Here is a 13,533-nt window from a genome sequence, read left to right as displayed (position 1 = left end):
ACTTTAGGTTAAATTTCGATTATGGTTAAAATGCAAATACTATAAGGTTATTCTAACTCTTAAAACTATGTTTTGAATAAATTATTGTATTATAAATTTTATGTAATACTAATTTTTCAATTAATTAAAGCCCTTTTTATAGGCCTTAAACCACCTTTCGGGAATTTTTTGGTCACATGCGTCCAAATAATCCTGCTCGGTGCAAGGTAATAACGCTGGCGTACCTTCTTTAGTATGTGAAGTAAAAATTGATGGCACCTCTACCCACCATCTTTCGGTCAGAAGACTCTTGTAGAAAACGAGTTCCTCTTCATCGTTAGGAACATTATATTTGGTAAAGTCCTCTGTTTTAGTATAAGGGGACTCCTTGATCCTGTAATTGATACCCTCTATGAAGTACCATATTATTTGTGCCAACAATTGTTGGCACTGAATGTTATTTTCCATTTCGAAAATACCAAAGGCCATGACCCGCTCACTGATACCTGCATATCTTGAAATGGCACAAATCTCCCTTCCGGTAAATCCGTTAGGGGAAAAATTTCCGGAAAATCCAATCTCACTGGCCTTAATGGCCCTAGCATCCAAGCTGACCATATGGGCGTTTCGGAGCACGGGCTCCGCCAGCGATAAATCGCTGGCAATTTCTCCCAACCTGTAGGAATCAAAAAAGAGGCGTTCCATAAGATCCACCTCTTCCTGGGCGTTAAAATAACTCTGATAGCCAATGTTGGAAAAGTTAAAAAGATTGTTGGGCTTATCCGTAATGATCTTGCTCATATAGGAGTGGGAGGATATAAGTTCGTCATCGATGCCAAAGTCGAACCTACTGTCCACGGCGACCAGATTTATCATATCCTTGATACTGTCGAACGCCCTGTAAATGGGGTAGGTAATATCCTGAGTAGCTCCCAAGATGATAGGAATTACATTTTCTTCCAACAAGCCCGCTGTAACCTCCTTCACTACAAAATAGGTGTCCTCGACCGTTTCACCCTCTTCCAAATCACCAAGATCTACGATAGTAGTGTCCCAGTTTCCCAACATGAGTTTGTATAATTGTAACCTTATGGCAGAAACGTCCAAAATTTCCAGTTTCTTCTCATAGGCATTTCTGGATTCCTTAACGCCAAAGATCGCAACGGTAGCGTTCGCCAAGACGGGCAAGCCATCCTTTACTGTATGTATATGGGTATTTCTACCTATTGCCTGGGCTGGCAATAGTTCGCAGTGGGCAAGCACCCTATCCTCTACAGGAACTAAAAAATCAAAGGCCATGTTGGTTTTTAAGTATTGATTTTGATTGTTTAAAAGTGAGGTCTCCTACACTTTCTTTCAAAATTATACTACTTTTTTGATTTGGGTTTCCCTTTTGTCTTTTTTTTGGGGGTCTTTTTTTCTATCAGTTCTGTAGCTTCTTCCAATGATATTTTGGAAACGTCCACCGTTTTTGCCAATTCGACCTTAGTCTTCCCTTTTATGATATGGTGGCGTCCCACCTTGCCTTTTCGATCCTGATTCCTTGGTCCGGCCAGTTCTGCACAACTTTTTCCCGTTCCTTTTGCTTTTTGTCCTCAATAAGGGCTACGATATCGTCTTGGGACAAATTATCAAAGTCATACTTTTTATTGACATTGATAAACATACCGTTCCATTTTATATACGGACCAAATCGCCCTACTCCTTTTGTTACATCCTCACCTTCATAACTGGTTATAGGGGCATCGGCCTTTTGCTTCTCTTTTATAAGCTCAATGGCACGTTCCATTTCCACTTCCAAGGCGTTCTCATCCGAGGGCAATGAAATAAATGTCTTGCCAAAACGGACATAAGGTCCAAACCTTCCTACGTTTGCTTCCACCTCCTCGCCTTCATAAACACCCAATTTTCTGGGTAATTTAAATAAATCCATGGCTTCCTCATAGGTAATGGTGTTCAAGGACTGATCCGGTAAAAGACTTGCAAAGAGCGGTTTCTCCTCCTCCTCAACCGTTCCAATTTGGACCATGGGGCCAAATCTGCCCAGGCGAACGGAAACTTGCCTTCCCGTTTTAGGGTCTTTGCCCAGAACACGCTCACCGCTGGCCCTATCTGCATTTTCCTCTACGTCCAGGACATTGGGATGAAAATCCTTATAAAAGTTTTTCATCATTTTTTTCCAATCTTCCTCTCCGGTGGCAATCTCATCAAAATCCTCTTCCACTTGGGCCGTAAAATTGTAATCCAGGATATTTCCAAAATTGCTTACCAAGAAATCGGTTACAATTGTACCGATATCGGTTGGAACCATTTTACCTTTATCAGATCCTACATTTTCTGTTAGGTTCTTTTCCTTTATAGTATTCGCCTCGAGAACCAATTGGGCATATTTTCTTTCCGTACCCTCTATGGTTCCCTTTTCAACATAACCCCTATTTAAAATTGTAGAAATTGTTGGCGCATAGGTAGAAGGTCTTCCTATGCCCAATTCCTCCAACTTTTTTACCAAAGAAGCTTCGGTAAATCTATAGGGGGGTCTGGTAAATCGTTCCGTTGCGGTAATATAGTTATTGTAAAGGACCTCGTTTACCTTCATGGCCGGTAGCATACCGTCCTGTTCTTCGGCCAAATCCTCATCATCAACACCCTCTAAGTAAACTTTTAAGAAACCATCGAATTTGATGACCTCACCATTGGCGGTGAATTCCTCGGAATGTTTATCGGCCTGTATACGAACATTTGTTCGCTCAAGCTCGGCATCGCTCATTTGTGATGCTATCGTTCTTTTCCAAATAAGGTCATACAATTTTGACTGATCCCGTTCAAGGGAAGGTGATTGATTTGACATATCGGTTGGTCGGATGGCCTCATGGGCTTCTTGGGCACCTTTGGATTTTCCAGTAAAGTTTCTAACCTTACTATATTTCTCGCCGTAATTGTTGATTATGGCCTCTTTTGCCGAATTTATGGCCTCCCCGGAAAGATTCACGCTATCTGTCCTCATGTAGGTTATAAGTCCAGCCTCATAGAGCCTTTGTGCAACCTGCATGGTTCTTCCTACTGAAAAATAAAGTTTTCGCGAAGCTTCCTGTTGCAAGGTAGAGGTTGTAAAGGGTGCCGAAGGAGATTTCTTGGCCGGTTTTTTGTCCAGTTTGGCAACCGAAAATTTAGCCGAAATATTTTGTTTCAAAAAGGCATTCGCCTCTTCCTTGGAGTCAAAGGCCTTACCCAACTTGGCTAGGAAGACACTGCCAGATTCAGTTTTGAATTCCGCAGAAATCTTGAACGAGGCTTCCGGTGTAAAAGCCTCGATATCGCGCTCCCGTTCAACGATCAACCTGACCGCTACGGATTGTACTCGACCGGCGGACAATCCAGGTTTTATCTTCTTCCAAAGTACGGGCGATAGCTCATACCCTACCAAACGGTCCAGTACCCTTCTTGCCTGTTGGGCGTTTACCAAGTTATAGTTGATATCCCTGGGGTTTTCAATGGCACGTTGTATGGCCGCTTTGGTAACGGAGTTAAAAACAATTCTTTTGGTCTTCTTTTTGTCCAAGCCCAATTCCTCCGCCAAATGCCAGGAAATAGCCTCTCCCTCACGGTCCTCATCACTTGCCAACCAAATGGTCTCCGCTTTGTTGGCCAAATCCTTTAGTTTTTTGACCAAGGCCTTTTTCTCCTTGTCAACTACATATTTTGGCGCAAAATCATTCTCCACATCCACTCCCAGTTCCTTGGACGGCAAATCTGCAATATGCCCAAAACTGGATTCCACCTTAAAATCCTTTCCTAGAAACTTTTCAATGGTTTTTGCTTTTGCCGGGGATTCGACGATAACTAAATTCTTGGCCATGCAATGGTTTTTATGGATACAAATGTATACTAAAATTTATACTTTAAAATTTGAGTTCTATTATTTCAGGGTAATATCAAAGAATTTCCTGATATCAAAGAATTCATACTTAGCTATGAATTTGAAAGATTTGTTTTCTTATTTTTAGAAGAAATAATTAATGAACCGACCAAAGATGAAAAAAAACTACTTCCTAGTGGCATTGTGCTTGCTTATTTACTTGCCTTCCAACAAAGTATTTGGCCAACGAAAAAACAATAAGGCCAAGGGCGTGCAATTTGACCAATCGCTTTACGAGGGAATGGAATGGCGTTTGGTTGGTCCATTTCGTGGCGGAAGGGCAGGCACCGTAACCGGCGTTATTAATGACCCAAACCTATATTATATGGGTACTGCAGGTGGTGGCGTGTGGAAAACCTCCGATGCGGGCAATTCATGGGAATGTATTTCCGATGGCTTTTTTGGAGGTTCCATTGGGACCGTTGCCGTAGCCGAGTCCGATCCTAATATTATATATGTAGGAGAAGGGGAACAGACTTTGCGGGGGAACGTTTCCTCGGGTCATGGTATGTGGAAAAGTTTGGATGCTGGAGAAACATGGAAATTTATAGGATTGGAAGGGTCTGAACACATAGCGAGAATCAGGATACATCCAACAAATCCAGACATTGTTTATGTGGCTGCTCTAGGAAACTTGTGGAAACCAAACGAAACAAGGGGTGTTTACCGCACATTGGACGCTGGCGCTAACTGGGAAAAAATACTTTATATAAGCGACAAGGCAGGTGCAGGCGATCTTATCATAGACCCCAATAACCCAAGAATTTTGTATGCCACTACTTGGGAAATGAAACGAAACGGCTACCGTATGGACAGTGGGGGGCCAGATAGCAAAATGTACAAAAGTATCGATGGCGGGGATACTTGGACGGACATCTCAACAAATTCCGGTTTACCTGGATTTCCTTGGGGCATTGTTGGAATAACGGTATCCCCAATAGATTCCAAAAGGATTTGGGCCCTTATTGAAGCTAAGGAGGGCGGTCTTTTTCGATCGGACGATGGTGGAAAAACTTGGGCCAAGATAAACGAGAACCGTGCCCTTAGACAACGCGCCTGGTACTACACCCGAATATATGCGGATACGCAAAATGTGGATAAACTATATGTAATGAACGTAAGCTATGGGGTTTCCACGGATGGCGGAAAAACTTTCACCTTAAAAAATGCACCGCACGGGGACCACCATGACCTATGGATAGATCCCAATAACAATATGAGAATGGCCATTGCCGATGATGGGGGAGCACAAATCTCAAATGATGGCGGGAATAATTGGACCACCTACCATAACCAACCAACCGCCCAATTCTACAGGGTAGTGACGGATAGTGTTTTTCCCTATCGCCTATACGGGGCCCAACAGGACAATACCGCCTTACGTATAGCTCATAGAACAGTAGGTAGTGCCATTACGGAAAGAGATTGGGAACCTACTGCGGGAGGTGAAAGCGCTCATTTGGCACCGGACCCAAAGAACAATAATATTGTTTACGGCGGGACCTACAAAGGTTACATGAACAGATTGGACCATAGCACAGGTCAAGCCAGGTCTACAAACGTATGGCCGGACAACCCTGCGGGATCCGGGGCCGAAGTCATGAAATACCGCTTCAATTGGAACTATCCCGTGACTTTCAGTATGCACGATTCAAACAAACTTTATGCGGGATCCAACTATTTACACATGACTACGGATGGAGGACAATCCTGGGAGACCATATCGCCGGATTTGACCAGAGGTCTCCCTGAAACCATACAATCAAGTGGTGGTCCCATTACCCAAGACAATACAGGTGCGGAATTCTATTCGAACATTTTTGTTATATCGGAATCGGCGTTGGAAGAAGGGGTAATATGGACCGGTAGTGATGACGGGCTTATCCATGTAACAAGGGATAACGGAAAAAATTGGGAGAACGTAACCCCTCCTTTAGAAATATCCCCAAAACTGAACATGATCAATTGTATCGATGCGAGTCCGTTCAAAAAAGGAACTGCATATGTAGCCGCCTCTTACTATAAGTTTGGCGACTACACCCCCTATCTCTATAAAACAACGGATTATGGAAAAACCTGGGAGCTCATCACCAACGGTATCCCCGCAGAATATTACACTAGGGCCATTCGATCTGATAAAGTGAGGGAAGGTCTGCTGTATGCCGGAACGGAATGGGGCATGTACATTTCCTTTGACGATGGCAAATCTTGGTCCCCTTTTCAACTTAATTTACCCATTACTTCCATACGCGATCTTCATGTAAGGGATAACGACCTGATCGCCGCAACGCACGGCAGAAGTTTTTGGATGATAGACGACCTCACTCCACTGCATCAATTATCCCAAGAAATTGCCACTAGTGACTTTTATGTATTCAAACCCGATGTATCCTATAGGATGTATCAATCCGGCGATTCAGACGATAGAGATGCCAAATTTGAAGGGGAAAACCATCCAGATGGTACCATTATCAATTATTTCCTCAAAGACCTTAAGGAAACAGATTCCGTACAAATCGATATTCTGGAGACCAATGGAAAGGTTATACAACGTTTTTCGAACAAGGCCGTTGCCGATAATTTGAATCCTTCGGCCACTAAAACTTTAAAAGTAAAACCCGGCGGAAACCGACTCGTTTGGAACATGAGATATCCCGGTTTTGATGCTTTTAAAGGCATGGTGTTTTATTCATCGCCCAATATTGGCCCAAAAGCGGTGCCTGGGGATTACAGGGTAAGGTTAACTTTTAATGGGCAAGTACAGGAAAAGGACTTTACGATCTTGAAAGACCCTAGGCTGGATATCACGCAACAGGAATTACAAGATCAGTTCGATTTTCTAATCAAGGTACGGGATCAGGTTAGCCGTGCGAACAATGCCATTATTTCCATCAGAAAGGTGAAAAACGATTTGGATTATTTGAAGGAAAAAACCAAAGAGGATACAGCAATGCAGGAACTCATAACCGAATTTGAGTCGAAATTATCGGTTATTGAGAACAACATACATATGACCAAAAACCAAAGCCGACAAGACCCTTTGAACTATGGCATTCGTATAAACAATCGGCTTGCATTTTTGTTGGCCGATTCCCAAAGAGGTGATCAACCTCCTACAAAGCAGGCCAAAGAATTCTTTGAGGTAGCTACAAAAGAATTGAATGTTGAAATCGAAAACCTGAATAAATTGATGAAGGAATACGTAGAAAACCTAAATAACAAGGTGCAGGAAAGCAAAATCAAAATGATTTCCTTAGAATAATCGTTACATACTATTTTAAATAAAAAGGGAAGCTTTATTGGCTTCCCTTTTTATTTTAATTGTAAGGTGATTACAACTCAAAAGTACTTATCAACTGGATATCATTTTCCAAATATTCATATTGCCGTAACGTGCCTCCACCAATCATCAACAGGGTATTTTCCAAAGGAATCACATCATAGGCTTCGATATTAGGGAAATGGTTGAGTTGGGTAATGTTGGGGGCATTACTCTTGTCAAAGACCTTCAGCCCATCGCTTCCATCACAAATAAAGAGTTTGTCCCCTTTAATACCTAGCCCATTTGGACCGAACATTGGGTAGATAACCTTCAACTCAGGATTTTTTAAATTAGAAATGTCCACCACATAGAGACCGCTCTCCGTATTGCCACAAAAATCCCCGCCTTTTAAGGTCACATAGGCGAAGTTTCCATCTACCACCACGGGATCACAAGCCGTTCCATGTCTGAATTCAGAAACGAATTCAGGTTTGGCAGGGTCTTTAATATCATAGATGTACATACCCTGTCTTCCCCCTATGAACAAAATATCACCTTGGTTAAAAATCGTCTCTATATCCCAAGCCACGGATACATCGTCCAAAGTGGTGGGGGTTTCCAAATTTGAAATATCAAAAATATTTAGGTCACTGTAATCTACTACATAAAGATAATCGCCCACTATCTTGAACCTGGCCATGGAGCCGCCTTGACCCACATTACTTTCTGCAGTGTTTATAACGTTATCGAAATTCCTAAACTCACAGTTATCGCACCTGAATTGTTCTTCATATTCAGATACTGGTCTGCGTTCCATATTTACTTCCCAACCAACCACAACATACCTATCGTAATCGATATCGCCATAATCATAAATATCTGCTTGGGGAAATTCTATATTTTGGACCCAAACATCATAGTTCTTGTAGATGGCGTTTACCATACGGCTGGTCAATTGAATGTTATTGATATCGGAAATATCAAAAATCACCAAATCCCCATAACTATCAGCGAATAACTTCTCGTCCTTGATTGAAATATCGTTGTTTCCTTCCAATTTGAAAAAGGCGATATTTTGAGGGTTCGAAGGATTCTGATTGTCGATTACATGGAATCCACTTCCCACATCATTTATAAAAATATAATTCTTGTATGCATAAATTTTTCCCGATGTCTGTATGGGAATTGGGTCGATAATATCTATAGCTTCGGCCTTGAATGAAACTGCATCCTCCAAAATGGGGCGTGCCACCAAATAGTCCTCGTAGGGTCCGTCGTCATCACAGGAGACGAAAGGAATCACGAAGCACAAAAAAAACAATAGTACATTCTTTTTCATGATGTTAGTGTTAAATCAGTTACTTTCCTAAGATGAAAAATGGTGAACCAAGTTGCGTAAACTTGGAAAAAATATTTTGCTCCGCTTTATTTGTATTACCTAAGTATGACAGAATTTTATTGGGCAATTCAAACTATAAAATAAAGCTAAAATAAACTGTCATCTTGTCATATTTTTGAATATAATGTTATCTTTGCGCACCCAATATTTAATGGCAATTGAAGGCTTTATGGAGAAAACAATTGATGAAGGCATACAGGGATCAGCACTAAGGACCGAAGGTAAGATTCAAAACCAGCGAAACCTATATATAGAGAGTTACGGGTGTCAAATGAATTTTTCCGATAGTGAAATCGTGGCCTCTATCCTGGCTGAGGAAGGGTTCAACACTACGCAAAATTTGGAGGACGCGGATTTGGTCTTGGTAAATACCTGCTCCATTAGGGAAAAGGCCGAATTAACGGTTCGGAAAAGATTAGAAAAATTCAATGCCATAAAAAAAGACAGGCCCCATCTAAAAGTGGGGGTATTGGGGTGTATGGCAGAACGATTGAAACACCAATTTCTGGAAGAGGAAAAAATTGTGGACATGGTCGTAGGTCCAGATGCCTACAAAGACCTGCCCAACCTCATCCAAGAAATAGATGAAGGTAGAAACGCGGTAAATGTCATTCTCTCTAAAGATGAGACCTATGGGGATGTTGCCCCGGTTAGGCTTAATTCGAACGGAGTTACCGCTTTTGTATCGATTACAAGGGGTTGTGACAATATGTGTACGTTCTGTGTGGTCCCCTTTACCCGTGGAAGGGAAAGAAGCCGGGACCCCCAATCCATCATAAACGAGGTAAACGACCTTTGGAACAAAGGGTTCAGGGAAGTGACCTTATTGGGTCAAAATGTGGACAGTTATCTTTGGTACGGCGGGGGATTAAAAAAAGATTTTGGAAAAGCTTCCGAAATGGAGCAGGCCATGGCCGTTAACTTTTCCCAGCTATTGGAAAAAGTGGCATTGTCCCAGCCAAAAATGAGAATTAGATTCTCCACTTCCAATCCGCAGGACATGACTTTGGATGTTATCCACACCATGGCGAAGTATGAGAATATTTGCAATTACATCCACCTGCCCGTACAAAGCGGAAGCAACCGGATTTTAAAAGCGATGAATCGTCTGCATACGCGGGAAGAGTATTTTGCACTCATCGATAACATTAGGAACATAATTCCCGATTGTGGGATTTCACAGGACATGATCGCGGGATTCCCCACGGAAAACGAGGAAGACCACCAAGATACCCTAACTCTGATGGAATATGTGAAATATGACTACGGATTCATGTTCGCCTATTCTGAAAGACCGGGAACCTTGGCAGAACGTAAGCTAAGGGACGATGTACCCGAAGAGACAAAAAAACGAAGGCTAACTGAAATTATCGACTTACAGAGACAACACTCCTTGGAACGTATAAAAGCCAATCTTGGAAAAACCCAAGAAGTATTGATAGAGGGCGTTTCCAAAAAATCAGATACCCACTGGATGGGACGTACCTCCCAGAATACGGTGGCCGTTTTTCCAAAAGAGGATTATAATGTTGGAGATTTTGTGATGGTAGAAATGCAGGACTGTACCTCTGCCACCTTGTTGGGCAAGGCCGTGGGGTATTCCCATAATAACTGAGTACCTGCGGGACAATAACCCAAACTGTCGCGAGCCCTAGAGGCACATATAAAAAATTCAAATTTTATTCCGAAATAAGTAATCGGAGTATTTTTAATCTCGATGATCGAGTACATGGAAAGCATACAAAGTATAAAACAACGATTTGAAATCATAGGCCAGGACCCCAAACTGAACAGGGCCATTGAAAAGGCCATACAGGTAGCACCAACCGATATCTCGGTTTTAGTTACGGGAGAAAGTGGTGTTGGGAAGGAGTCAATACCAAAAATCATACATTCCCTGTCACACAGGAAACATGCCAAATATATAGCCGTAAACTGTGGGGCCATTCCAGAGGGGACGATTGACAGTGAACTTTTTGGACACGAAAAAGGGGCATTTACCGGAGCCACACAAACCCGGAGCGGTTACTTTGAAGTGGCGGACGGAGGTACCATTTTCCTAGATGAAGTTGGTGAACTCCCCTTAACGACACAAGTAAGACTGCTTCGGGTTTTGGAAAATGGCGAATTTTTGAAGGTAGGTTCCTCCCAAGTCCAGAAAACCAACGTTCGTATTGTGGCCGCGACCAATGTGAACATGTTCGAGGCCATAAAAAAGGAAAAATTCAGGGAAGATCTATACTACAGGTTAAGTACGGTGGAAATCAATATTCCTCCCTTGCGGGAACGGCAGGAGGATATCCATCTGTTGTTCCGAAAATTTGCTTCGGATTTTGGACAAAAATACAAGATGCCCACCATCCGTTTGGAGGACAGTGCCGTAGATTTGTTGTTAAAATACCGATGGCCGGGAAACATCCGACAACTGAGAAACATAGCGGAACAGGTCTCCGTATTGGAAGAAAACCGCTCCATAGATGCGGCAACGCTCCATGGTTACCTGCCACAAAATGTGGGCAATAACCTTCCGGCCGTTGTCAGTAATAAAAAGTCCGAAAGCGATTTCAGCAATGAACGTGAAATTTTGTACAAAGTGTTGTTCGACATGAAGGGCGATCTCAACGACCTTAAAAAGTTGACCATGGAACTCTTGAAGAACAATGACAGCCAAAAAGTGCAAAAGGAAAATGAAAACCTCATACGCAAGATCTATGGCGATAAACAAGAGGAGGAAATAGAGGAACAGGAAGTCTCTTCCCTGGAAGTGCTAAGTCTTCCGGAGCCCAAGGTAGAAAGGACCTACACTCCTACTCCCCAGGAGGACAAATATCATTTTGCAGAGGAAATCGAAGAAGAGGAAACCCTATCTTTACAGGAAAAGGAAATTGAATTGATCAAGAAATCCCTGGATAGAAATAGGGGCAAAAGAAAGGCCGCAGCTTCTGAGCTTGGAATATCGGAAAGAACGTTATATAGAAAAATAAAGCAATACGATCTTTGATTTGAGAAAGCAAGGAAAGCCGACTGAAGAAACGAAAACCCGAAACTTGAAACCTGCAACAAAAAACCCGAAACCTGAAACATTTTGAACCCTTGAACACACTAAAAAAAATAATCTTGATTCTCATGCCCCTGCTTTTGACAATCAGCTGCGGCATATACAATTTTACGGGGGCCGGGCCCATAAACGCAGATACTTTTCAGGTAAATTACTTTCAAAACTATGCAACCCAGAGTCCAGGTTCTACCTTTGAACCGGGTATGGACAGGGATTTTACCCAGGCCTTGCAAAACAGGATACTGAACCAGACCAGTTTGGATTTGGTAAACAATGGGAATGCCGATTTGTTGTATGAAGGGGAAATAACAGAATATAGAATTTCACCTATGGCCGCAACAGCCCAACAAACAGCGGCCCAAAACCGACTTTCCATTAGGGTAAAGGCCCGCTTCTACAACCGTAACGATCCCGATGCGGATTTTGATCAAAGTTTTTCCTTTTTTTATGACTATCCTGCAAACGTGCAATTGTCGGCAATTAAGGACGAGGCCCATGAAGTCATTTTTGAACGTATAACCCAAGATATTTTTAATGCTTCCTTAGCAGATTGGTAACCCATGACTATTTCGGATTTTACATACTTCCTTGAACACCCCAACAAAGTTGTAGATCCTTTGCAAACGAAGCAATTGGAAGATATCATTAAGGAATATCCATATTTTCAAGCGGCAAGGGCCCTACATTTAAAGGGACTTAAAAACCTCAATAGCTATAAGTACAATAAGGCGTTGAAACTTACCGCGGCCTGTACCACGGACCGTGATGTTCTTTTCGATTTTATTACCTCCAAGGATTTTCTACAATACGATTTGCCCACATCGCCAGAAGTTGATGAAAACCCTGTTACGGACGAAGCGCCCAGCTTGACCCAAAAGGAGATAAAACTCATCGAGGAATCAGAAGACAAACCTTTGCCACAGGACATCCACGATGCCGAACATATTCTGGATCCTGATATTTTCACCTCCAAAAAACCATCAGAGGAAATAAAAAAAGAGGTTGATACCTTGGATTTGGGAAAGCCTTTGGATTTTGACAAAAAAGAAAAATATTCTTTTACAGAATGGCTTCAACTCGCTTCAAAGAAAAAAATAGAACGGGAAGAAAACGGGGATTCTTTAAATGAAAAAACGAAGGGAACGGCACAAAAAAAACAATCCAGAAATCCCGACCGCAAGAAACAGAAGTTCGACCGCATAGATAAGTTCATTGCTGAGAACCCAAAAATAGTTCCCAAGGAAAATATCAAGGTCACCTTCAATCCAAAAGACTCGGTTAAAATCGACAAAAACGAGTTAATGACGGAAACCTTGGCAAGGGTCTATCTGGAGCAAAAAAAATACAAAAAGGCCATACAGGCCTACAAAATTTTAAGTTTGAAATATCCGGAAAAAAGTAGTTTCTTTGCAGACCGAATAAAATCGGTACATAAAATTCAACAAGAAAACAAGTAGGTAAAATGAGTACATTTTCAATTTTTCTGATACTAATTATCATTGTCTGCTTTTTATTGGTATTGGTAATCATGGTACAGAATCCAAAGGGCGGAGGATTATCATCTTCTTTTGGCGGCGGAGGAAATCAGGTCGTAGGAGGCGTCAAGAAGACCGGTGACTTTTTGGACAAAAGCACTTGGACATTGGCCGGACTTTTGGTCATACTGATTTTAGCTTCCAATATTGCTCTAAAAGGAAACTTTGGAGATGCGGATTCCAAACTTTTACAGGGCGATGATTTCGAGACCACGGTTCCGGAAACTTTACCCGAGGAAGTGACCCCACCTGTCACAAATGATAGTTCAACGAACGACAGTCTGTAGTTTAAGAACTTAAAAGTCTATATAAAATGCCAGCTTAATGACAAGCTGGCATTTTTGCTTTCACAATGTGTCAGTTTTTAGGTAATGGCATAATTTC

General features: G+C 42.0%; 8 protein-coding genes and 1 pseudogene. 6 read left to right on the top strand and 3 right to left on the bottom strand.

What is annotated here, in order from left to right:
• Positions 1–120: 120 nt before the first annotated feature.
• Together DZC72_RS08230 and topA are read right to left on the bottom strand one after the other, a co-directional pair.
• On the bottom strand, positions 121–1,278 hold the full coding sequence (locus DZC72_RS08230) for a formimidoylglutamase (protein ID WP_125222349.1): 1,158 nt from the start codon (positions 1,276–1,278) through the stop codon (positions 121–123).
• A 68-nt stretch (positions 1,279–1,346) separates the two neighbouring features.
• A pseudogene (topA, locus tag DZC72_RS08225) lies at positions 1,347–3,835 on the bottom strand (type I DNA topoisomerase).
• 175 nt (positions 3,836–4,010) lie between these two features.
• On the opposite strand from topA, the gene DZC72_RS08220 reads away from it, so the two are divergent.
• Positions 4,011–7,157 carry a WD40/YVTN/BNR-like repeat-containing protein gene (locus tag DZC72_RS08220; RefSeq protein ID WP_125222348.1) on the top strand — a complete coding sequence of 1,049 codons (3,147 nt, stop codon included), beginning with the start codon at positions 4,011–4,013 and terminating at the stop codon, positions 7,155–7,157.
• 70 nt (positions 7,158–7,227) lie between these two features.
• On the opposite strand, the gene DZC72_RS08215 is transcribed toward DZC72_RS08220, so the two are convergent.
• Complete coding sequence (locus DZC72_RS08215) at positions 7,228–8,496, bottom strand: LVIVD repeat-containing protein (RefSeq protein WP_125222347.1); 1,269 nt, start codon at positions 8,494–8,496, stop codon at positions 7,228–7,230.
• A 229-nt stretch (positions 8,497–8,725) separates the two neighbouring features.
• Between DZC72_RS08215 and miaB the strand changes: the two genes are divergently transcribed.
• From miaB to secG, 5 genes are all read left to right on the top strand, one after another.
• Complete coding sequence (miaB, locus tag DZC72_RS08210) at positions 8,726–10,171, top strand: tRNA (N6-isopentenyl adenosine(37)-C2)-methylthiotransferase MiaB (protein WP_125222346.1); 1,446 nt, start codon at positions 8,726–8,728, stop codon at positions 10,169–10,171.
• Positions 10,172–10,285: 114 nt separating this feature from the next.
• Positions 10,286–11,557 (top strand): sigma-54 interaction domain-containing protein, encoded by a 1,272-nt coding sequence (locus DZC72_RS08205; RefSeq protein ID WP_125222345.1) that lies wholly within the window; start codon positions 10,286–10,288, stop codon positions 11,555–11,557.
• 125 nt (positions 11,558–11,682) lie between these two features.
• A complete protein-coding gene (locus tag DZC72_RS08200) occupies positions 11,683–12,171 on the top strand; it encodes an LptE family protein (protein ID WP_125222649.1) in 489 nt (162 codons plus the stop codon).
• Positions 12,172–12,174: 3 nt separating this feature from the next.
• Positions 12,175–13,071: a hypothetical protein gene (locus DZC72_RS08195; RefSeq protein WP_125222344.1), complete on the top strand. Its 897-nt coding sequence runs from the start codon at positions 12,175–12,177 to the stop codon at positions 13,069–13,071.
• A gap of 5 nt (positions 13,072–13,076) precedes the next feature.
• The gene (gene secG, locus DZC72_RS08190; RefSeq protein ID WP_099546867.1) at positions 13,077–13,436 is read left to right on the top strand and encodes a preprotein translocase subunit SecG; all 360 of its coding nucleotides are present in this window, start codon (positions 13,077–13,079) and stop codon (positions 13,434–13,436) included.
• Positions 13,437–13,533: the final 97 nt, after the last annotated feature.

It is taken from the genome of Maribacter algicola (assembly GCF_003933245.1).
In the GTDB taxonomy this organism is placed as follows: Bacteria; Bacteroidota; Bacteroidia; order Flavobacteriales; family Flavobacteriaceae; genus Maribacter; species Maribacter algicola.
The sequence above is the reverse complement of the archived record's forward strand: the minus strand, read 5'-3'. Positions and strand labels throughout refer to the sequence as shown.

Excerpts from the sequence above, each read along its gene's own strand:
- DZC72_RS08230 (WP_125222349.1), bottom strand. The coding sequence starts at position 1,278 with ATGGCCTTTGATTTTTTAGTTCCTGTAGAGGATAGGGTGCTTGCCCAC.
- DZC72_RS08200 (WP_125222649.1), top strand. The coding sequence starts at position 11,683 with ATGCCCCTGCTTTTGACAATCAGCTGCGGCATATACAATTTTACGGGG.
- DZC72_RS08195 (WP_125222344.1), top strand. The coding sequence starts at position 12,175 with ATGACTATTTCGGATTTTACATACTTCCTTGAACACCCCAACAAAGTT.
- DZC72_RS08215 (WP_125222347.1), bottom strand. The coding sequence starts at position 8,496 with ATGAAAAAGAATGTACTATTGTTTTTTTTGTGCTTCGTGATTCCTTTC.
- secG (WP_099546867.1), top strand. The coding sequence starts at position 13,077 with ATGAGTACATTTTCAATTTTTCTGATACTAATTATCATTGTCTGCTTT.
- miaB (WP_125222346.1), top strand. The coding sequence starts at position 8,726 with ATGGAGAAAACAATTGATGAAGGCATACAGGGATCAGCACTAAGGACC.
- DZC72_RS08220 (WP_125222348.1), top strand. The coding sequence starts at position 4,011 with ATGAAAAAAAACTACTTCCTAGTGGCATTGTGCTTGCTTATTTACTTG.
- DZC72_RS08205 (WP_125222345.1), top strand. The coding sequence starts at position 10,286 with ATGGAAAGCATACAAAGTATAAAACAACGATTTGAAATCATAGGCCAG.